Origin of the sequence: Campylobacter sp. FU_520, from assembly GCF_025772385.1 — a bacterium.
GTDB lineage: Bacteria > Campylobacterota > Campylobacteria > Campylobacterales > Campylobacteraceae > Campylobacter_D > Campylobacter_D lari_C.
The window spans coordinates 1-22512 of the sequence record NZ_JAKMRZ010000018.1; the positions used below are offsets into that span (position 1 = coordinate 1).

General features: G+C 31.1%; 22 protein-coding genes. 11 read left to right on the plus strand and 11 right to left on the minus strand.

Going from position 1 to position 22512, the window contains the following annotated elements:
- Together L8W55_RS06745 and L8W55_RS06750 are read right to left on the minus strand one after the other, a co-directional pair.
- A partial coding sequence (locus L8W55_RS06745; RefSeq protein WP_263677949.1) for a cache domain-containing protein occupies positions 1-1084 on the minus strand: 1084 nt, incomplete at its 3' end.
- A gap of 178 nt (positions 1085-1262) precedes the next feature.
- Entirely contained in the window at positions 1263-1859 is a 597-nt protein-coding gene (locus tag L8W55_RS06750; protein ID WP_263677950.1) for a peroxiredoxin, read from the minus strand.
- A gap of 186 nt (positions 1860-2045) precedes the next feature.
- Between L8W55_RS06750 and L8W55_RS06755 the strand changes: the two genes are divergently transcribed.
- The 6 genes from L8W55_RS06755 (at position 2046) to L8W55_RS06780 (ending at position 5362) form a co-directional block, all read left to right on the plus strand.
- A complete protein-coding gene (locus L8W55_RS06755) occupies positions 2046-2330 on the plus strand; it encodes a ferredoxin, 4Fe-4S (RefSeq protein ID WP_039619165.1) in 285 nt (94 codons plus the stop codon).
- A 139-nt stretch (positions 2331-2469) separates the two neighbouring features.
- Positions 2470-2883, plus strand: coding sequence for a nucleoside-diphosphate kinase (gene ndk, locus L8W55_RS06760; protein WP_039642239.1), 414 nt, complete (start codon positions 2470-2472; stop codon positions 2881-2883).
- Positions 2883-3236, plus strand: a complete 354-nt coding sequence (locus L8W55_RS06765; protein ID WP_263677951.1) for a DUF177 domain-containing protein — start codon at positions 2883-2885, stop codon at positions 3234-3236. The genes ndk and L8W55_RS06765 overlap by 1 nt, the downstream gene beginning before the upstream one ends.
- Before the next feature lie 14 nt (positions 3237-3250).
- Positions 3251-3397, plus strand: coding sequence for a 50S ribosomal protein L32 (gene rpmF, locus L8W55_RS06770; RefSeq protein WP_012662034.1), 147 nt, complete (start codon positions 3251-3253; stop codon positions 3395-3397).
- 5 nt (positions 3398-3402) lie between these two features.
- Positions 3403-4392: a phosphate acyltransferase PlsX gene (plsX, locus tag L8W55_RS06775; RefSeq protein ID WP_263677952.1), complete on the plus strand. Its 990-nt coding sequence runs from the start codon at positions 3403-3405 to the stop codon at positions 4390-4392.
- Complete coding sequence (locus tag L8W55_RS06780) at positions 4379-5362, plus strand: beta-ketoacyl-ACP synthase III (RefSeq protein ID WP_263677953.1); 984 nt, start codon at positions 4379-4381, stop codon at positions 5360-5362. Before plsX ends, L8W55_RS06780 begins: the two co-directional genes overlap by 14 nt.
- Positions 5363-5378: 16 nt before the next feature.
- On the opposite strand, the gene motB is transcribed toward L8W55_RS06780, so the two are convergent.
- From motB to polA, 3 genes are read right to left on the minus strand one after another with little or no spacing between them, the layout of a single operon-like run.
- Entirely contained in the window at positions 5379-6113 is a 735-nt protein-coding gene (gene motB, locus L8W55_RS06785) for a flagellar motor protein MotB (RefSeq protein ID WP_263677954.1), read from the minus strand.
- A 9-nt stretch (positions 6114-6122) separates the two neighbouring features.
- On the minus strand, positions 6123-6896 hold the full coding sequence (gene motA / locus L8W55_RS06790; RefSeq protein WP_263677955.1) for a flagellar motor stator protein MotA: 774 nt from the start codon (positions 6894-6896) through the stop codon (positions 6123-6125).
- 12 nt (positions 6897-6908) lie between these two features.
- A complete protein-coding gene (gene polA, locus L8W55_RS06795) occupies positions 6909-9548 on the minus strand; it encodes a DNA polymerase I (protein WP_263677956.1) in 2640 nt (879 codons plus the stop codon).
- 131 nt (positions 9549-9679) lie between these two features.
- On the opposite strand from polA, the gene L8W55_RS06800 reads away from it, so the two are divergent.
- Entirely contained in the window at positions 9680-11035 is a 1356-nt protein-coding gene (locus tag L8W55_RS06800; RefSeq protein WP_148308848.1) for an MFS transporter, read from the plus strand.
- Entirely contained in the window at positions 11035-12039 is a 1005-nt protein-coding gene (locus L8W55_RS06805) for a nucleoside hydrolase (RefSeq protein WP_263677969.1), read from the plus strand. Before L8W55_RS06800 ends, L8W55_RS06805 begins: the two co-directional genes overlap by 1 nt.
- Here the strand turns inward: L8W55_RS06805 and L8W55_RS06810 are convergent.
- Positions 11995-12438, minus strand: a complete 444-nt coding sequence (locus L8W55_RS06810; RefSeq protein WP_263677957.1) for a YqaA family protein — start codon at positions 12436-12438, stop codon at positions 11995-11997. The two genes, L8W55_RS06805 and L8W55_RS06810, sit on opposite strands and share 45 nt — an antisense overlap.
- 275 nt (positions 12439-12713) lie before the next feature.
- Here L8W55_RS06810 and trpB point away from each other — a divergent pair, with 275 nt between their 5' ends.
- Positions 12714-13889: a tryptophan synthase subunit beta gene (trpB, locus tag L8W55_RS06815; protein WP_263677958.1), complete on the plus strand. Its 1176-nt coding sequence runs from the start codon at positions 12714-12716 to the stop codon at positions 13887-13889.
- Positions 13890-13907: 18 nt separating this feature from the next.
- Here the strand turns inward: trpB and uvrA are convergent, their stop codons facing one another.
- The gene (uvrA, locus tag L8W55_RS06820) at positions 13908-16733 is read right to left on the minus strand and encodes an excinuclease ABC subunit UvrA (RefSeq protein WP_263677960.1); all 2826 of its coding nucleotides are present in this window, start codon (positions 16731-16733) and stop codon (positions 13908-13910) included.
- A gap of 209 nt (positions 16734-16942) precedes the next feature.
- On the opposite strand from uvrA, the gene L8W55_RS06825 reads away from it, so the two are divergent.
- Complete coding sequence (locus tag L8W55_RS06825; RefSeq protein WP_263677962.1) at positions 16943-19048, plus strand: carbon starvation CstA family protein; 2106 nt, start codon at positions 16943-16945, stop codon at positions 19046-19048.
- Entirely contained in the window at positions 19045-19236 is a 192-nt protein-coding gene (gene kcuS, locus L8W55_RS06830) for a KCU-star family selenoprotein (protein ID WP_133319555.1), read from the plus strand. The genes L8W55_RS06825 and kcuS overlap by 4 nt, the downstream gene beginning before the upstream one ends.
- A 60-nt stretch (positions 19237-19296) precedes the next feature.
- Here kcuS and serC read toward each other — a convergent pair whose 3' ends face one another.
- The 4 genes from serC to L8W55_RS06850 form a co-directional block, all read right to left on the minus strand.
- A complete protein-coding gene (serC, locus tag L8W55_RS06835) occupies positions 19297-20373 on the minus strand; it encodes a phosphoserine transaminase (RefSeq protein WP_263677964.1) in 1077 nt (358 codons plus the stop codon).
- Positions 20374-20385: 12 nt separating this feature from the next.
- On the minus strand, positions 20386-21549 hold the full coding sequence (gene xseA, locus L8W55_RS06840) for an exodeoxyribonuclease VII large subunit (RefSeq protein WP_263677966.1): 1164 nt from the start codon (positions 21547-21549) through the stop codon (positions 20386-20388).
- Positions 21546-22247: a bifunctional demethylmenaquinone methyltransferase/2-methoxy-6-polyprenyl-1,4-benzoquinol methylase UbiE gene (ubiE, locus tag L8W55_RS06845; protein ID WP_263677967.1), complete on the minus strand. Its 702-nt coding sequence runs from the start codon at positions 22245-22247 to the stop codon at positions 21546-21548. Before ubiE ends, xseA begins: the two co-directional genes overlap by 4 nt.
- Positions 22248-22254: 7 nt before the next feature.
- Positions 22255-22512, minus strand: a 258-nt coding sequence (locus L8W55_RS06850) for a hypothetical protein (protein ID WP_263677968.1), incomplete at its 5' end; no start/stop codon positions are given.

The following is a 22512-nucleotide window of genomic DNA, read 5'->3' on the forward strand; positions in this document are numbered from 1 at the left end:
CATCTATCATAGCTGAATCTTTGGTTTTATGATTGATGAAATCAAAGAAAGAGTTGAGGCCATTTTGTATAGCTTGTAAAGGTGATAACAATCTTGATGAAATAAAATAAACAATAAAACATGATAAAATTAAAATCACAATAGATGTTATAATTTGATCAAACACATCTTCAATAACTAATTTATCTAAATCATCTTGTTTTTGAATTGCACACGCTACATAGTTAACATGAGCATTTGAATTATTAATATTTGCACAAACTCCAAATCTTTTTTCTCCACTATTTATCCCAGTATATTCAAAAGTCTTATAATCACCTACTACTTTATGGTGATTTTTAATCTCATCGATGTTTGGGTATGATTTTAATATTAAAGACTTATCGTTAGATGCAAAAGGTATTGAACTAGTATTGTCAAAAACAAATACACTTCCTGGTAATTTTTCAAATGTTTTTTGTAGAGATGTTAAAAGTAAATCAACACCCAAAACAGCTATAAGTTTTCCATTTTTTTCAATAGGTACAGAATAAGTAAAACTAGGGAATTTTGTTACTGAATCTTCGTACACATCGCTTACAAAAACACCTTTATTTTTTAATGCTCCCTTATACCAATCTCGCGTAGTTGCATTATATTGAGGATCATCATAATAACTTATACCACCACCTCTTTTTCTAAAAGGTATTCCTTTCTTATCTGATTCTGCATCACTAACAAGCATGGTTCCATCAGGAAAACCAAGATATACTGCTAAAGTATTTGAACCATCTTTAAATACTTTCAAATCCTTAGCAAAATATTCCCCTAATTTATCAAAATTTTCTGTCTGGTATTTTGGTAATAAATCTATATATTTTTTTATAGATAATAGAATTTCAATATAACTTTCAATATAAGTTTCCACTTGAGCAGTAGTTACTAATAAATAATCTTTATTTGCATTTTTACTATTTATAATAAGATTTTCTCTACTTGAATAAAAAGCCATTGCAGTTACTATAAACAAAGCTAGAGCAACTATAATCCCAGTAATATAAGAAAGTTTATTCTTTACACTAATAAAACTATTTTTAAAAAGCATTTATTTTCCTTGAATTTTACTATCATTATATTAATAATTCTATCGAAAAATTATAATAATAATTTTAAAAATTCATAATAATAAAATATTTTTTTTAAAAATGTAAAATAAAGTGATAGATGTAGAAGTTTTTTAGAAAAATAGCAGTGAAGCAAGACTAGACTTCACTGCTATAAAATTATAATTTACCTTCGTTTTTGCTTAAGTAATCAGCTACACCTTTAGGATCAGCTTTCATACCTTCATCACCTTTATTCCAACCAGCTGGACAAACTTCACCATGCTCATTAGTAAATAACATAGTATCAACCATTCTAATCATTTCATCAATGTTTCTTCCAAGTGGTAAATCATTAACTACTGCATGGCGGATTGTTCCATCAGCATCAAGCAAGAAAGAGCCTCTTAAAGCAACTGCTTCTTCAAATAAAACATCAAAATTTCTAGCAATTTGTTTTGTTAAGTCAGCTACTAAAGGAAATTTAACTTGACCTATACCACCTTGATTTACTGGCATATTTTTCCAAGCAAAGTGAGAGAATTCATTATCGCAAGATACACCAATTACTTCAATACCTCTATCTTTAAAGTCTTGATATCTTTTATCAAAAGCAATGATTTCAGATGGGCAAACAAAAGTAAAATCTTTTGGATAGAAAAATACTACCGCACCTTTTGGTCCTATATTTTTATAAAGATTAAAATCTCCTACTATTTCATTATTACCTAATACAGCAGGTGCTGTAAAATCAATAGCTTTTTTAGTTACTACCATAATTTTATCTCCTAATTAATAAATTTTATTTGTAACGAAATAATATCATTTGTAAATTTAAAAATTTATTAATTGTGTAAAATTATCCATAATTTAATTTTATTATCAAAATTAAAAGATTTTAAGAATAAAATTAAGACAATTTTGATAATCTTGCATTTAACATTTAATATTAAGGAGTAAAAAATGGCAGTTAAAATTACTGATATTTGTATAGCATGTGGTTCTTGTATAGATGAATGCCCGGTAAGTGCAATCGTGGATGATGCAAACAATCCTGAGGGTGAAGATAGATATTATGTTTATGCTGATAAATGTGTTGAGTGTGTAGGACATAATGACCAACCAGCCTGTGCAAGCGCTTGCCCAACCGATGGATGTATTGTATGGAGTGATGTAGTTAGTGGTCAACCAAGCCGTGATAATATCGGAAGTGATTTAAGAGATGGTTCAACTCCAGTATTTGCTTAATAATTTAATGTAAGTATCTTGTTTTCAAGCTACTTACAAACTCTTCTATAAACTCTAAATTTTATATAATTTTAAAGCATTTTTTGGTATAATTAGCTCTTTTATAAATATAAAACTTATTTAAATTAAGGGGACGATTTTGGAAAAAACACTTTCTATTATTAAACCTGATGCAGTTAAAAAAGGTGTTATTGGTCAAATTTTAACACGCTTTGAAAGCAATGGTCTAAGAATAGCAGCAACAAAAAAAATACAGCTTTCAGAAAAAGAAGCTCAAGAATTTTACGCTGTACACAAAGACAGACCTTTTTTTAAAGATTTAGTTGAATTTATGATCAGTGGTCCGGTTGTGGTTTCTGTTTTAGAAGGCGAAAATGCTGTATTAAAAAACAGAGAATTAATGGGTGCTACAAATCCAAAAGAAGCAGCTCCTGGTACTATTAGAGCAGATTTTGCAGATAGTATTGATGCAAATGCAGTTCATGGAAGTGATAGCTTAGAAAATGCGAAAATTGAAATAGAATTTTTCTTTTCAAAAACTGAAATTTTATAATGAAAATCGCTTTTGCAAAGCTTAGTTCTATAGCTTACCCTTTTAAACTAGATCTTGATAATATAGTTTTTGAAGGAACTATTACAAAAGTTAATCCAAAATTAGCAAAAATAAAGGCTAATTTCAAAGGCTTTGCTTATAGAAATTGCGATCGTTGTGGTGATGAAATGGAGCTTAAAATTGATCAAAATATAGAGCTTTTTGCAAGCGATGGAATTTTCAAAGATGAAAATAACACTTTAAGTGATACTATGGAGTTTTTTGACTCTCATATAGATTTAATAGAGCTTGCCACAAGTGAGTTGCAATCTTATTTAAGTGATTATTTTTATTGCAATAAATGTTCAAATTAACAAAGGAGTAAAAAATGGCAGTACCTAAGAGAAGAGTGAGTAAAACTCGTGCAGCAAAACGCAGAACTCATTATAAAGTTACCCTACCTATGCCTATAAAAGACAAAGATGGTAGCTATAAAATGCCTCACCGTGTAAATCCAGTAACTAAGGAATATTAATAACGATGACAAGCATTGCTATTGATGCAATGGGTGGTGATTTTGGGGAAAAACCTATTATAGAAGGTGTGATTCAGGCTTTAAAAGAGCGTGAATTTAAAGCTATCTTGGTAGGGGATCCTCAAAAGCTTAAAACCTTAATCCCTCAAGAATTAAACTCATATATAGAATACGAAGAAGCTTTTGATGTATTTGCTATGGAAGAAAATTCCACAGATGCACTAAAAAGAAAAGACAGTACTATCTACAAGGCTATAGAATTAGTAAGAAATCAAAAAGCAAAAGCTGTTGTTTCTGCTGGGCATAGTGGAGCTACAATGAGTTTAGCCACATTAAGGCTTGGAAGATTAGCAAATATTGCTAGACCTGCAATAGCCACCTTAATGCCAAATATCCATTCAAGAACACTTGTACTAGATGTTGGAGCGAATGTTGATTGCAAAAGCGAGCATTTATTTCAGTTTGCCATTATGGGTGAAGCTTATGCAAAAGAGATTTTAAAAATTGCTAAGCCTAGAGTTGCCTTGCTATCAAACGGCGAAGAAGAATGCAAAGGAAACGAACTTACTAAAGAAACCCACCAACTTTTAAAGCAACTTCCAAATTTTGTAGGAAATGCTGAAGGTAGAGATATCTTTAATGGCACCATAGATGTATTAGTATGTGATGGATTTAATGGAAATATTTTACTTAAAACTGGCGAAGGTGTAGCAAGTGTTATTACAAAGCTTTTAAAACAAGAAATTCAAAAATCTTTTTTAGCAAAACTTGGCTATCTTTTAGCAAAACCAGCTTTTAATGAACTAAAAACTCATATTGACTATGAAGAATATGGTGGAGCCCCACTTTTAGGTGTAAAAGAATGTGTCATTATAAGTCATGGAAAAAGTGGCCCAAAAGCTATAAAAAATGCTATTTTTCAAGCATTAAATTTCACACAATCAAATATAAATCAAACCATAGAAAAAGAACTTTCTAATTATGAAATCAACTAAAGCTTCCTTAAAAAGTATAGCTTCTTATATCCCTACAAAAACTCTAAGTAATTTTGACTTAGAAAAAATGGTTCAAACTAGCAATGAATGGATATTAAGAAGAACCGGTATAGAACAAAGACATATAGCAAATGATAATGAGAATACAAGCGATCTTGGTACTAAAGCAGCTATAAAAGCTATACAAAGAGCTAATTTAGATCCTCACGATATAGATGCGATCATCGTAGCTACTTTAAGTCCTGATTATTTTACCATGCCATCAACCGCATGCAAAATTGCTCATAATTTGGGCTTAAAAAATATCACCGCTTTTGATATTTCTGCTGCATGCTCGGGATTTATTTATCTTTTAGAGCTTGCTAAATCTATGGTTGAAAGTGGTGCTAAAAAAAATGTATTAATCGTAGGAGCTGAAAAAATTAGCTCTATTATGGATTATACTGATAGAAGCATTTGTGTGTTATTTGGCGATGGAGCTGGGGCTGGAGTTGTGTCATTAGATGATAATTTTCCTATTATAGATACTCATACTGCAAGTGATGGAGAATTTGGAGATTTATTAATGACTCAAAGAGCTCAAAAAAGCAGTATCTGCTCTCCACTTTCCATGCAAATGAAAGGAAATGAGGTATTTAAAATCGCGGTGAATACTCTAAGTAATGATGTTATTGAAATTCTTGCAAAAAACAATATAAAAAGCGAAGAAATTGATCTTTTTATACCTCATCAAGCTAATTTAAGAATTATCAAGGCCGTACAAGAAAAATTAAATTTTACAGATGAACAATGCGTAGTTACTGTCCAAAAATATGGCAATACCTCAGCTGCTTCAATTCCTATGGCAATGAATGATGCTTACGAGCAAGGTCGCTTAAAACAAGGTTCGTTAATATTGCTTGATGCTTTTGGCGGAGGCTTTACTTGGGGTTCAGCACTGCTTCGTTTTGGCGGAGAAAATAACAAATAAGTTTTTTGCTTATTTGTTATTTAAAAGTTCCGATTTGATCTAATACTGACTTTCTAGTTTGATTATCCGAAGAATCTACACGGATATAAAATTCAACCCTATTATTTATTTCATCTTCTTTGTTTGCACCTAAAGGATAGTTATCTCCAAAACTAACCACTATAAGTTGAGCTGGATTAATCCCTTTAGCAATCAAATAATCAGCCACAACTTGAGCCCTTTTGCTTGCTAAATCAAAATTCCTTTTAGGATCTTTATCGCTTGCATCAGTATAACCTCTAAGTTCTATTTGAGCTTGTGCAGGCATTCTTTTTAAAACTTCACTAATGCGCTTTAGAAAATCTTGCACATCAGCTGAATCAATTTGTGTACTACCTCTAGCAAATTCAACTCTTGCAGGTAAATTTAAAACTATATTATTTTCTCTTTGATCTAAAGCTGCTTTTAATTTTTCTATATTTTCTTGTTGAGTGATACTTAATTTTTTAAGTTTCTCAAGTTCTTCAACATTTGCATTAGATGGCGCACTATATTTATTATGCACTTCACTTTCTTTTTCTAAAGGATTTGAAGCAGTAAATTCAAAAATTTTAACGAATTCAGTTTTTAAGGCTTCAGTTTTAGCAGGATTACTTTCAGAAATCGCCCAAAGAGCAATGAAAAGTGCTAAAAGCAAACTTAAAAAGTCTGCATAAGGCACAGCCCATTTTTCACCTGCTGGACATTCTGGACATTTATGTTTTTTTCCCATTTTTAACTCTTACTTATCAAACTGAGAAATTCTAGACTCGCCTTGTCCAAGGTAATTAAACAATTTAGCCTCTAAATCTCTAGGATTAGCTCCCTCAGCAATACTCACAATAGCATGTGAGATAACTATCCTTTCTTTGATCAGCTCATGCGCATTAGCTTTAATTTTATGTCCCCAAGGACCAAATAAAGCATAAGCACCAAAAATCCCAGTTACCGTTGCAGTAAATGCCCCTGCAATACCTGCTGCCATAGCTTGAGGATCATCTAAAAGTTGCAATGCAAGCATAAGCCCCATAACCGCACCAACAAGACCCATAGTAGGACAAGTCTCACCAAAGCGTATCCAATATTCAGCAGTTTCTTTATAGTATTCTTCCATTTCTTCTATTTGGATTTCCATGCTTTCTTTAATCTCTTCCACACTCTTACCATCAACCATCATCATCATGGTTTCTTTTAAAAACTCATTATCAATTTCATTAGTTTTTGATTCTAAAGCCAAAAGCCCATCTCTTCTTGCTATGATAGAGTATTCTACAAGCTCAGCTATCCTTTGACTTAAATTTACCCCTGCACCTTTAAAGGCAAGTTTTAATTCTTTATAAGCTGCTTTAACAAATTTTTTATGCGTTGCTGTCATCGCACAAAAAGCCGCAGTTGGAACCACGATCAAAAACGAACTTAAGTGCAAAACATGCAAAGGGTTACCACCCTCTAAAATATCCCCTACAGAAATACTAACAACAGCTAATACCATCCCAAGTATGGTTGAAAGATCCATTAGTTATTCTCCTTATTTTAATGCGCCCCAATTTTTGGCAATACTTGATGAAGTTTTTAATTTAACTTTTAATTTTACAATATTTTCCATAATATCACTAGCATTTTTTGCAAATTCCTCGCAAAGTTCATCTTTTACTTCAAAAATAAGCTCATCATGAATTTGTAAAATCAAGCGTTTATTTTCATCTAAGTCTTTTGCAATTTCTATCATTGCAAGTTTTATTATATCGGCAGCAGAACCTTGAAGTGTAGAGTTAATACTCTCTCTTTCATACATTGCCACATGCATAGGCTTTGCATTTTCAAAATCAAAATAACGCTTACGACCTAGCAAAGTCTTTATAAAACCATTTTGCTTAGCTTCATTTTTTACCTTTTCAAAATAAGTTTTAATACTAGTAAAATTCTCAAAATATTTTTCAATATATTCTTTAGCTAACTTTGCTTCTATTTTTAAATTTTGACTCAAAGTCTTATAACCCATGCCATAAATAAGACCAAAATTTATGCTTTTAGCAATACTTCTTGTCTCATAATCACTATGACCAAAGATCATAATAGCAGTTTTTGCATGAATGTCCTCATCATTTGAAAACGCTTCTAGTAATTTCTCATCTTCGCTAAAATGCGCCAGCATTCTAAGCTCAATTTGTGAATAATCAAGTGAAATAAAACTAAATCCTTCTTTTGCTACAAAACAAGATTTATAATCTTTAGCATATTGACCATGAGCAGGGATATTTTGCAAATTTGGATCTTTTGATGAAAGGCGTCCAGTTGCAGTACCAGTTTGCAAAAAGCTTGAATAAATTCTTGAGTTTTCATCTTTTTTAGCTAATTTTAACAAAGGTTCACAATAAGTAGAAACTAATTTTGCAAGCTCTCTATAAGCTAAAATTTCTTTTACAATCGGATGGTTATCTAAAATAGCATTTAAAACCTTTTCGTCGGTAGAATAACCTGTTTTACTTTTTTTGCCACTTGGTAGTTTTAATTTTTCAAATAAAATATCCCCTACTTGTTTAGGAGAGTTAATATTAAATTTTTCACCTGCTAAATCATATATTTTTTCACTTAATATTTTGATATCTTGATTAAAACTTTGCATTAAGCTTTCAAGCTTTTGAGTATCAAGTTTAATGCCATTATTTTCCATCATAATAAGTACTTTGATAAATTCAAACTCACTTTTTTGTGCAAGTTCAAACAAAGGCTTTTCTAAATTTTTTAAAAAATACAAATAAAATCTTAAAGTAATATAAGCATCTTCAGCTGCATATTTACAAGCTTTTTCTACATCCACTCCCGCAAAACTTTCTCCTTTTTTTACCAAGTCTTCAAAATGCAAAGTCTCATAATCAAATAATCTTTTTGCTAAATCATCCATATTTACACGCAAAATTGGTTCTTTAAGCCATGCAAGTATCATAGTATCAGCATAATTTTTTGGAGGAAGTAAATTAAAATTATTTTTTATAATCTCAAAATCATATTTAAGATTATGTCCTATAACCGTGCTTTGATAAATTTTTTCTATGCCCTTTTTAGCTACTTGCATAGAAATTTGCTTGCAAACTCCTAAATAATCATGCGCAAGTGGCACATAAAAGGCTTCGCTTTCATGAAAACAAAAACTAAATCCTACTATCTTAGCTTCTTTAGTATCTAAGCCCGTAGTTTCAGTGTCAAAAGCAACAATGCTTTGATTATCAATTTTTTCTAAAATTTCAAATAATTCTTTCTCATCTAAGATTAATCTTGCATTAAATCCTAAATTTTTATCTTTATTAGTAGGATTAGTGCGTAGTTTTTTTAACAAAGCATTTAATTCATACTGCTCTAAAATATCCATAATCTTAAGCAAAGGCTCATCTTTTGGATACTCACAATTTAAAAGCATATCTTTTACATCTAAATCCTCATACAAAGAAGCAAGTTTTTTGCTCAAAAAGGCATTTTCTTTACCTTCAAGAAGCAAATTTCTATTTCTTTCATTACGCACTAGTGTTAAGTTTTCATAAATTCCCTCAATGCTTTCAAACTCATCAAGTAAATTCTTAGCTCCCTTAGCACCAATTCCTTTTACACCTGGGATATTATCTGAACTATCTCCACATAGAGCTAAAAAATCTCTTATTTGGCTAGGTTTTACCCCATATTTTTCTAAACACCCTGCTTCATTATAATCATTTTTTGAAATAGGACTATAAATACTAACTTTATTATCTTTTATAAGTTGATACAAATCTTTATCTTGAGTGATAATTCTTATAAAAATATCCTTATTTTCACACTCTTTAACCAAAGATGCGATGATATCATCAGCCTCATAGCCTTCGCAAGAAAAACTTGAAAAACCCATTTTTTCTATCATTTGAATACAAATTGGAATTTGAGCTAATAAATCAGGTGGAGGTGGAGTACGGTTGATTTTATAATTTGGATCAATTTCACTTCTAAAAGTTTTTCCTTTACTATCAAGAGCAAAAATAATCATATCACTAGGATGTTCATTTTTCAAACTATAAATAAAATTAGCAAAACCGCTAATCATATTACTAGGCTCGCCTTTTGAATTTTTCAAACCCTTTAAAGCATAAAAAAGTCTAAAGAAAAAGCCAAAAGTATCAATTATCGTTAAAGTTTTCATTTTTTTCCTATATATTAAAAAATAATAATAATTATCGCCCAAAATTATTTAAAAGTCGGTAAAAAGTATTAAATTTCCATTTTAAGCATTTTAGATAAAATTATCATTTTGAAATTTCAAATAAAGGTTTAATCTTGCAAACAAAATCAATCGCGGATGAAAATTTTCAAACTCCACAAGGAAAAAAAGCCTTCAAAAAGGCTGTGTTTTCGTGTTGGCTAGGAACTGCTATGGAATATGCAGATTTTGCACTTTATGGCTTAGCTGCAGCTACTGTTTTTTCAGAAGTTTTCTTTCCTGAGCAAACTCCTGTTATAGCATTATTGCTTAGTTTTGTTACTTATGGTATAGGTTTTATTGCTAGACCTATTGGAGCTTTATTTTTTGGATATTTAGGAGATAAATACGGAAGAAAAAATGTATTGATGAGCACCATTGCATTAATGGGTATTTCAACTACTTTAATTGGTTTTATACCAAGTTATGCAGTAATTGGAATTTGGGCTCCTATATGTTTGGTTATTTTGCGTTTTATGCAAGGCTTTGGCGCAGGTGCTGAGCTTTCAGGTGGGACTGTCATGCTTGGAGAATACGCTCCTAGTAAGCATAGAGGTTTAATCTCTTCTATCATCGCTCTTGGATCAAATAGTGGAACCTTGCTTGCAGCTTTTGTATGGCTTTTAGTTACAAGTATGGATGATGCTAGTTTTAAAGAATGGGGATGGAGAATTCCTTTTATAGGAAGTATTTTTATAGCACTTTTTGCTGTTTATATGCGTTTAAATGTAAAAGAAACTCCTGTTTTTGAAAAACAAAAAGAATTAATGCTAAAAATTCGTCATGAAAATGAAGTGCATATGAAAAAAGATGAAAGAACTTTTTGGCAAAAAAGTCGTGCATTTTGGACTATGGTGGGTATAAGGATAGGAGAAAATGGGCCATCTTATCTTGCACAAGGCTTTATAGTAGGCTATGTAACTAAAATTTTACTTCTTGATAAATCAGTAGCCACAACTGCTGTTGTTATCGCTTCTTTAGTAGGATTTTTAGTTATACCTTTAGCAGGATATTTAAGTGATAAATTTGGAAGATGTATTACTTATAGAACCTTTTGCTTACTTTTAATGCTTTATGCCTTCCCTGCTTTTATGCTACTTGATAGTAAAAATGAAATTATCGTGATTTTAACTATCATCGTAGGTATGTCTTTGGCATCTTTAGGGATTTTTGGCGTGCAAGCTGCGTGGGGTGTAGAACTTTTTGGAGCAAAAAATCGCTACACTAAAATGGCACTAGCAAAAGAATTTGGCTCTATACTTTCAGGAGGAACTGCTCCTATGATAGCTTCAGCTTTGCTTGCTTATTATGGCACTTGGTGGCCAATAGCATTGTATTTTGTTATCACCGCAGGAATTGGTTTTATCACAACCTTCTTTGCGCCAGAAACTAGAGGCAGGGATTTAAATTTAATAGAAGATGCGATATGATACGCCTTATTTTAGATACTGATATAGGCAATGGAATAGCAGGGGCTAATACCGATGATGGTTTAGCCCTTGGGCTTATTTTAGCCTCTAAAGAAATCAAACTTGAAATGATTAGCACTTTAAGTGGTAATGTACAAGCTTTAACCGCTTATAGCGTTGCTAAAGATTTATTAAATAAGCTTAATCTAGATATACCTTTGTATTTAGGTGCTCATGAAGCTTTATGTGAAGATAGTCATTTTTGGAGACAAAGGCTAGATAAAGGTGTAGAAGGGTTTAAACTTACTCATCTTTGGGATCATATAAAACCTATAAAAATCTTAGAAAACATAAACCCAAATGCTTGTATGAAAATGGGCGAGCTTGTTATGCAAAACCCAGGTGAAATTTCAATTTGTGCTATAGGACCTTTAACAAATATAGCCATAGCAATGAAGCTTTTTAAAGACTTTGATAAAAATGTGAAAGAAATTTTTATCATGGGTGGAAGCTTTGATATGCCTTATCATATCAAAGATACAAATTTTGGTTTTGATCCTGAAGCTGCTAGCATAGTTTTAAACTCAAGAGCTAAAATCACACTTATTCCTTATAATGCAACAATGCAAACTATGCTCACACATGAAGATTTAAATGCTTTAGAAAATCAAAATCCTCTTTGTGATTTTTTAGTACAGACTTTAAGAGTTTGGATTGATTATGCAAGCAAAACAAGAAGCACAAATGGCACATGGATACATGATGCATTAACTGTTGCTTATATGCTTGATCCTAATTTAGCAAATTTTGATGAGTATTTAGTAGATGTCATTTGTGATAGTACTTTTGCTAGAGGAAGCACACTAAGGTGTTTTAAAGATGCAAAAATGCCTATGAAAAATCATGAATTAAAAAACACTATAAAAGTTTTAAAAGATATTAATAATACTAGACTTTTAAAACTTTTAAAATCAAGACTTTTAAATGGAATTTGCTATGAAAATTACAAAAGCATAACGACTTAATTTACCCAAGGCTATAAAAATACTTGCTTTTAAAAAAGAATACTTAGCAAATCCAAGCCCTAGTGCAAAAAGATCTCCCACTATGGGTAAAAAAGTAAAAAAAGCATACAAAGAGCCAAATTTTTTAAAGTTTGCATTGATTTTTTCTAATTTACGCAAAGAGCCTTTAAAATATTTTTCTAAAATTTGACTCTCTCCAAAATAAGCTAACGCATAAGTACTCAAACTACCCAAAGTATTCCCCAAACTTGCGACAAATAAAACCATACAAGCATTAAAATCTAATTTCACAAAAGCAAGTACAAAAGCTTCACTTGCCATAGGCAAAAGCGTGCTAGAGAGAAAACATACTATAAAAAGCCCTATATAGCTTATATCATTATATAAAAAATCAAACATTACAAATTTTCTTAGTATTTATTTTCCAAACTATCATTTTAAAGAATTTTTAATAATAATTATCTTAGAATGTAAAGTCATTTGGCAATTTTTTAAAAGGAAAAACTATGGAAAGGAAAAAATTTTCTAAACTAAATTTAGAATACTCATTTAACAAAGCTTCTTTTTCTTGGCGTTAAGCCTACTACTACATTTTCAATCATTTTTTATTTTACATTTTTAGTTTTAGTTGATCATTTTTGATTTTATATTATTAATCATTTTAAGGAAATACTATGAAAAAATATTATGGAAAATTTGGTGGGCAATTTGTGCCAAATGAAGTAAAAATAGCATTAGATGAAGTAGAAAAAGCTTTTTTAAAACTCAAAAAAGATAAAGATTTTAACACAGAATTAAAAGAACTCTTAGCTAATTATGTGGGAAGACCTACGCCTTTATACCATGCTAAAAATTTAAGCAAGCTTTATAATCATGAAATTTATTTAAAAAGAGAAGACTTAACTCACACAGGAGCTCATAAGATCAACAATGCCATAGCTCAAGCCTTAATGGCAAAGAAAATGAATAAGAAAAAAATTATTGCAGAAACTGGAGCAGGACAACACGGGCTTGCAACAGCTACTGCAGCAGCACTTTTGGGACTTGAATGTGAGATATTTATGGGAGCTATTGATGTAAAAAGACAAGCCTTAAATGTCTATAAAATGGAGCTTTTAGGAGCAAAAGTTCATGCGGTAGAAAGTGGAAGTAAAACTTTAAGTGATGCGGTGGATGAGGCTTTAAATTTTTGGGTTAAAAATACCAAAGAAGTATTTTATGTAGTAGGAAGTGCAGTGGGGCCTTATCCTTATCCGCAAATTGTTACGCATTTTCAAAGTATTATAGGTAAAGAATGTAAAATGCAACTTAGAAAATTAAATAAAAAAGTAGATTATATCATAGCAGCAGCTGGAGGTGGTAGCAATGCTGCTGGAATTTTTCATGCATTTTTAAAAGATGAAAAAGTTAAACTCGTAGGCGTTGAAGCAGCAGGTTTAGGAAAAGACACACCTTATCATGCAGCCACACTTACTAAAGGCAAAGAAGGTATTATCCATGGTATGAAAACTAAAGTTTTACAAGATGATAAAGGAAACATTGCTCATACTTTTAGCATCTCTGCTGGACTTGATTACCCTGGCATAGGTCCTTTGCACGCATATTTGCAAGAAAGTAAAAGAGCAAGTTATCATGCTATTAGTGATGATGAGTGTATTAATGCTTTAAAATTATTATGCAAAGAAGAAGGCATTATACCTGCTATTGAAAGCTCACATGCATTAGCTTATTTAGAAAAACTTTGTCCAACTTTAAAGAAAAAAAGTGTGATAGTTATAAATCTTTCAGGAAGAGGAGATAAAGATATGCAAAGTATTTATGAGTATAAAAAAGGTGAAATTTATGGTTGAAGGATAACTTCAACCAATTTATTTTTTTGCGCTTTTTAACTCTAAATTTAGATAATACCCCGTATAAGAACCACTTTTTTCATGATTTTTAGCAAGCTCTTCAACGCTACCTTTAGCTATAACCTTACCACCTTTAACTCCACCTTCAGGTCCCATATCGATGATATAATCAGCATTTTTAATCACATCTAAATTATGCTCTATCACAAACACACTATTTCCAAGATCAACTAAATGTTGCAAAACCAAAATAAGTTTATTAACATCTTCAAAATGAAGTCCTGTTGTAGGTTCATCTAAAATATAAAGAGTTTTTCCCGTATCACTTCTGCTTAATTCTTTAGCTAGTTTGATACGCTGAGCCTCCCCACCACTTAAAGTAGTTGCATTTTGTCCTAAGGTAAGATAATCAAGCCCAACTTTTACCAAAGTATCAAGCTTTTGCTTTATCTTTGGCACAGAAGTAAAAAACTCACTTGCTTCAATAATACTCATATTTAAAACATCAGCTATGCTTTTACCTTTATATTTGATCTCAAGTGTTGCATCATTATATCTTTTACCATTACAAACATCACAAGTTACCATCACATCAGGCAAAAAGTGCATTTCGATTTTAATTTCACCATCGCCACTACACTTTTCACATCTTCCACCTTTAACATTAAAAGAAAAACGCCCTGCTTTATAGCCTCGCATTTTAGCTTCTTTGGTAGCTGCAAAAAGATTACGAATTTCATCCATAGCACCTGTATAAGTAGCAGGATTTGAACGCGGAGTCCTTCCTATAGGACTTTGATCAAGATAAATCACCTTATCAAGTTTTTCTAAACCTTCTATTTTAGCCCCGCTTAGTTTTTTAACTTTTTTAGCACGGTTAAGCTCTTCTTTTGCAAATGGAAGCAAAGTTTGTAAAATTAATGAGCTTTTACCACTTCCTGAAACACCTGTAATTGCTACAAGATTGTGTAATGGAAAATCTACACTTAAATTTTGAATATTATTAATACTCACATCTTTTAAACTAATAAAATCTTTTTGTTCTCTATTTTTTTGATGAGCAATTTGCTTTTTACCACTCATATAAAGGGCGGTTTGGCTTTTACTTTTTAACAATTCTTTATAAGTCCCACTAAATACAACCTCACCGCCAAATTTACCAGCATTTGGACCAATATCTACGATAAAATCTGCCTCTTCTATGGTCATTTTATCATGCTCAACTACAATTAAAGTATTACCCTTTTGCTGAAGATTTCTTAAAGTTTTAATGAGTTTTGCCGTATCTCGTTCATGCAAACCAATGCTAGGCTCATCTAAAACATACATCACCCCGCTTAAACCACTACCAATTTGAGATGCTATACGAATTCTTTGAGCCTCACCCCCGCTAATGGTTCTTGCATCACGCCCTAAAGATAAATACCCAAGTCCTACATCATAAAGAAAAAATAATCTTTCATTAATTTCTTTAAAAATAGGCTTAGCTATCAATCTTTCTTGCTCACTTAAATACGCAAAATTAGCTTCTTTTGAAAAAAATGCAGTGGTATTTTCTATGCTCATATCTAAAATTTCACCCAAATTTTTCTCAGCTACTTTTACAGCTAAACTCTCAGCTCTTAAACGATGGCCATTGCAATCTTTGCAAGTTTTTTCGCTCATATACTCGCTTAAATCTTTTTCATCTTTTAGCATTTCATAGGCATATTTAACCGCACCTTCAAATTTACGACTTAAGCGATGTCTTTTCCATAAAAAGTTAATTTCCTTAGCATTACCATAAAGCACTAGACGCTTTTCTTCTTCACTTAACTCATTATATGGAATTTTTATCCTGATATCATTTTGCTCACAAAAGGCCATTAAAAACTTATAATAATAACTTTTATTAAACCCATATAAAAGCTTTATAGCTCCTGCTTCTAAGCTTAATTCTTCATTGATAAGCTTTTTCATATCTAGCGTATATCTTATACCAAGACCATCACAACTTGGACAAGCACCTTTTGGAGAATTAAAAGAAAAACTCAAAGGCTCAAGCAAAGGAAAAGAAATTTTACAATCAAAACAAGCATTATGCTCACTATAATGAAAATGTTTTGCTATGTTTAATTCTTCATTATTTAAAACTTCAATTTCCACTTCACCAAAACTCTCACTAAGTCCTTTTTCTATATCACTTGCAAGTCTTGCTAGCATATCATCTTGTACTTGGAGTCTATCTATTACAAGTTTTATTGTATGTTTTTTGGTTTTAGCAAGCCCAATATCCTCATCAAGACGCGTTAAAACTCCATCAATTTGTGCTCTAACATAGCCTTTTGCGACTAAATTTTCTAAAAGATCTGCAAAAGTTCCTTTTTTTTCTTTAATCAACGGCGCATAAATGATGATTTTAGCTCCTTTTGGAAGCTTTAAGATTTCACCTACGATATCTGCTGCACTCATAGATGAGATTTTTTGACCACATTGATGACAATGTTGTGAGCCAATCCTTGCGTATAAAAGTCTTAAATAATCATAAATTTCAGTAATAGTTCCAACAGTTGATCGAGGATTTTTAGAAGTTGTTTTTTGATCAATAGCAATAGCAGGAGTTAAACCTTCTATTTTATCAACATTTGGCTTACCCACTTTATCTAAAAACTGCCTTGCATAAGCACTTAAACTTTCAATATAGCGACGTTGTCCTTCTGCATAAAGCGTACCAAAAGCTAAAGTTGATTTACCACTTCCACTAAGTCCTGTAAAAACTATGAGTTTATTTTTAGGAATTTCTAGGTTGATATTTTTAAGATTATTTTCCTTAGCACCAATGATACTTATTTTGTCATTATTCATACTACAACTACCTTATTTTAAAACCAATATTTTACACAAAATAAGTAAAATAAAGCATATTTATATCTACATAATATTTCTTTAATTTGATTAAATATAGCGTCTATTATAGTTACTTTTGGTAATATATTTTTATATTAAGCCGCTCAGATAACTGTAAAATACCAAACTACGCTACACTAAATTTCACAAAGTAAAAAAGGAGTAAGATGAGTACATCAAATAAAATACTATGGTTTATTATTGCCATTGTTGGTGCTGTTTGTTTTGGAATGCTAGCGCTTCAAAATGGTGAAAGTGTTTCAGCGATTTATCTTGTTATTGCTGCTTTATGTATTTATATCATAGGATATAGATTTTATGGTAGATATATTGCCTATAAGGTGCTAGAGCTAGATAAAAACAGAGCAACTCCTGCTATGGTTAAAAACGACGGATGTGATTTTGTCCCTACAAATAAAATCGTGCTTTTTGGGCATCATTTTGCCGCTATCGCAGGAGCTGGTCCTTTAGTAGGTCCTATACTTGCTGCACAAATGGGTTATTTACCCTCTATGCTTTGGATACTAATAGGCGGTGTTTTAGCAGGTGCAGTACATGATTTTGTAGTTTTATTTATATCTACGCGTCGTAATGGAAAATCTTTAGGAGAGATGATAAAAGATGAATTAGGACAATTTGTCGGCGCAGTGGCAATGATCGCTATATTTGGAATTATGCTTATAATTATTGCGATTTTAGCTATGGTTGTTGTAAAAGCTTTAGCAGAATCTCCATGGGGATTATTTACCATTGCAATGACCATTCCTATTGCTATTTTTATGGGAATTTATATGAGATTTTTAAGACCTGGTAGGGTTGGTGAAGCTTCTATTATAGGTTTTATATTGCTCATATTAGCCATACATTATGGAAGTGAAATAGCCGCTGATCCTTATTGGGCGAAAATATTTACCTTTGATGCGCCAACTTTAGCGCTTATTATGATGGCTTATGGTTTTATAGCTGCAATTTTACCTGTTTGGTTTTTACTTGCTCCAAGAGATTATTTATCAACTTTTTTAAAAATCGGTGTTATTGTGGTTATGGCTTTAGCTATTGTATTTGTAGCACCTGATCTTCAAATGCCAAAAATTAATTCTCAATATTTAGATGGAAGCGGGCCTGTATTTGCTGGAGCAATTTTTCCATTTTTATTTATTACCATTGCATGCGGAGCTATTAGTGGTTTTCACGCATTAATTTCAAGTGGTACAACCCCTAAAATGCTTGAAAATGAAACCCATGCATTAGTCGTTGGATATGGCTCTATGCTTATGGAAAGTGCTGTGGCTATCATGGCTTTAATTTGTGCTTGCATTTTACACCCTGGTCTTTACTTTGCCATCAATGCACCTGCTGCTACTATAGGTGTAGATGTTGCAAACGCAGCTGCCACTATTTCTAGCTGGGGTTTTAAAATAACTCCTGAGGAAATCACTACTTTAACTACAAATATAGGCGAACAAAGCATACTATCAAGAACTGGTGGAGCACCAACATTTGCCGTAGGAGTTGCTTTGATTTTACATGAATTATTTGGTGGAGTGAATTTAATGGGTTTTTGGTATCACTTTGCTATTTTATTTGAGGCCTTGTTTATTTTAACCGCTGTTGATGCTGGGACAAGAGCTTGTAGATTTATGGTGCAAGATATATTGGGTAATATTTATAAACCTTTAGGAAATATTAATAATACCTTAGCAGGAATTTTTGCAACAGCTTTAAGTGTTGGTGGATGGGGGTATTTTCTCTATCAAGGAGCGATAGATCCAAAAGGCGGAATTTACTCATTATGGCCACTTTTTGGAGTGAGTAATCAAATGCTTGCTGGCATGGCATTACTTTTAGCAAGTGCAATTTTATTTAAAATGGGAAAAGCTAAATATACTTGGGTAACATTACTTCCTGCTGCTTTTGTTTTAGTTGCAACCCTTTATGGAGGAATCCAAAAAGTACTTCCTTATAAAGAAAGTGATAAGATACATAATGCTATAAGTCATGTTGCTGCTGTACAAATAAATGCACAAAAAATACAAGAATTTAATTTAAAACTTTCTCAAACACAAGATGAAGCAATAATCGAGCAAATCAAAAAAGATATAAAATTAGCATCTCAAGCTAAAAATTCCAATTTAATAAATGCAATTTTATGTGTGTTTTTCATGATTACCACTTTGCTTGTTATACTTTCTTGTTTTGGAATTTTTATCAAAAAATTAAACATTTCTTTAAAAGAAAGCCCTTATATAGCATTAAAAAAGGAAAAAACATGATAAAAAAACTTAAATTATGGTATGAAAAATCCGAAAGGTTTTTTCATCCCTTAGTTGGAGTTGCAAGCTATGATAAATATCTTGAACATATGAGAGAAAAACATCCTAAAGCACCTTGTAAAAGTAGAAAAGAATTTTTTAAAGATTTTCTTGAAAAAAAATACAATAGTGGCTTAGGAAAATGCTGATAAATATTAAAGAGTAAAGTTTTTACTATACAAATGATTTTTGGTGAAAATCACCAAAAATCAAGCATGTTTTTTAGCAAAAGCTTTCATAAATTCACTTAACTTTTGAACCTTTTCAATGCTGATAGAATTATAAACACTAGCACGAATTCCACCTAAAATTTTATGCCCTTTAAGACCTATCATACCATTTTCTTCAGCTTCTTTTACAAAAACTGGTTCTAAGTTTTTATCACAAGCTATATTAAAACTAATATTCATTAATGATCTATCCTCTTTTTTAGCATGACCTTTATAAAAACCATTACTCTCATCAATTACATCGTATAAAATTTTAGCCTTTTGTATGTTTTGCTCATTGATTTTATCTAAGCCACCTTGATTTAAAAGCCATTTCATTTCAAGATTAAACATATATATAGCAAAGGTTGCAGGTGTATTAAATAAAGAATTATTTTCAGCATAAACACTGTATTTTAACATACTAGGTATATTTTTGTTTTTACTACGCTCTATCATATCTTTGCGGATAAATGCACAAGCAAGTCCTGAAATTCCTGCATTTTTTTGCACTCCACCAAAAAGCATAGCAACATTAGAAAAATCTATCTTTTTAGAGAAAAAATCACTAGAAGCATCAATTATCAAAGGACTTTTAGTCTTTGGATAGCTTTTATACTGAGTTCCATAAATGGTATTATTAGAGCATATATAAGCATAATCTGCATTATCACTAAATTCAAATTGTGGGATATGATCAAACTCACTTTCTTGGCTACTTGCTACTATTTTTGCATTTACTCCTAAAATTTCAGCCTCTTTAATAGCTTTTTTAGTCCAAACACCAGTATTAGCAAATTCACAAACTCCACCCATATATAAATTCATAGGTATCATAGCAAATTGCAAACTAGCCCCACCTTGCATTAAAAGCACTTCATAATCATCATTTACACCATAAAGCTCTTTTGCCATTTTAATAGCTTCAAAATGCACTTCCTCAAAAACCTTTCCACGATGAGAAACTTCCATAATAGAAAAGCCTTTGCCATGATAATCAAACAAATGCTCTTGTGCTTCTTTTAAAACCTCATCAGGCAGATTTGAAGGACCTGCACTAAAATTCATTACTCTCATTTTGTCTCCTTTTTATAGTATTTGGGCTTCTTTACTCTCATTTATTGAGCAAAGTTTTATAATATCTCCTTTTTTTAATTTTTCAAGAGAGATATTTTTGCCATCTTTTTGTAAATTTATCAAATTTTTACTTTTATCAAAGAAATTTTTATGCTGAGTTAAAAGCTCTTCAAAATTATTAAGTTTGTTTTCATAGTTTAATAATTTTAAATTTAAAACGCTCTTTAATTGACTTTGTAAAAAATCAAGCTTTTGTTTTCTAAGAAAAAAAGCATTTTCTAAAGATTTCGCTTTGGCTAAATTTTGCAAATGATCGATTTTGTTTTGATAAAACTTAAGATGATTTAACATTTGGTTTTTAAAACGCATAGCAAGCTCATCAAGTCCTTGTTCTAAGCTTAGTTTATTTGGAAAAATCATGTCAATAGCCGCACTTGGAGTTGGCGCTCTTAAATCTGCTACAAAATCACTAATAACATAATCAATCTCATGTCCAATAGCAGAAACAATAGGCGTTTTTAAAGAAAAAATACATCTTGCAAGTTCTTCATCATTAAAACAAAACAAATCTTCTCTACTTCCACCGCCTCTTGCTAAAATAATCGCATCTAAATTAAACTCATCAGCTTTTTTTAAAGCATTTATCAAAGAATTTGGAGCGCTTTGTCCTTGGGTAAGGGCATTAAAAATAGTTATTTTACAAAGATTGTATTCTTTTTGTGAAATTAGTTTTAACATATCTTGCAAGGCAGCTGAAGTAAAAGAAGTGATTATGCCTATTTTTTTAGGAAATTTAATAATGCTTTTTTTAGCATTTGTATCAAACAAACCTTCTTTTTCAAGCTTTTCTTTTAAGGCTAAAAATTTAGCTTCTAAATCCCCAAGGCTTGTTTTTTGCATACTTTTAGCGATAAATTGATACCTACCACTTGCTTCATACAAACTCACATAACCTCTAAGATCAAGCATATCGCCAACCTTAGGTTTAGCTTGGACAAATTGATTAAAACCTTTAAACATCACACAAGCTATGCTTGATTTTTCATCTTTTAAGTCAAAATACCAATGTCCTGAACTATGAATAGTAATTTTAGAAATTTCCCCACTAAGCTCTATATCATCAAGATGAAATTCTAATAAACTTTTAGCTTTTAGATTAAGTTCTGAAACTTTCATTTTTTTCTTGCAATAAACATAGAGCAAACACCAAAACTAAAGCTTTTATACTCTAACATTTCAAAATGCTCACTCAATTCTCTGATAAATTCTTCTTTGCTTAAAAAATCTTCTATAGAATTTGGTAAATACTCATAAGCACTATAATTTTTACTGATAAATCCACCCACTTTTGGCAAAATATTTTTTAAGTAAAAATCTCTACAAGCAGCTATAAAACCACCCTGCTCTCTTTTGGTAAATTCAAGTACAAGTAAAATCCCATCCTTTTTTAACACTCTTGCAAATTCTTTTATAGCTTCTTTTCTATCTACCACATTGCGTATGCCATAACTTATACTTATGATGTCTACACTTTCATTTTCAAGTGGAAGCTCTTGTGCTTTTGCTTGCACAAAAGTTGCTTCAGGAATTTTTTTCTTAGCTACTTCAAGCATGCCTGCACTTGGATCAACCCCTTTTATACTCGTAATGTTTTTATTTGCTTTTAAGGCTTGATTTTGCCATTCTATAATCATATCGCCTGTACCACAAGCTACATCGATAATATCAAGTTCATTATTAGAAAATTTAAAAACATCCAAACAAGCTTTTTTTCTCCAACTCACATCACTTCCAAAACTTAAAATTCTATTAGCCTTATCATAAGTTGGTGCTATATCATCAAACATTTTAACTATTTTTTCTTGTTTTTGCATGTTTTTCCTAACTATATATTTTTAATTTTTTAATACTTTTTTCAATTTGTTTTATTATATTTGCATCATATGAAATTTGCTCTAAATGATTATATTCAAAATAATTTTTTAGTTTTTCAATACTTTTTTCTTCAAACATAGTTGCAAAATAGCATAATAAAAATTTTATTCTTTCTATTTCTTCTTCAAGATTTCTTTGAGATTTTACAATTTTTTTCTTTAAAAAAACTAATTCTTTTCTTAGTTTGAAAGCTACCAAGGACTT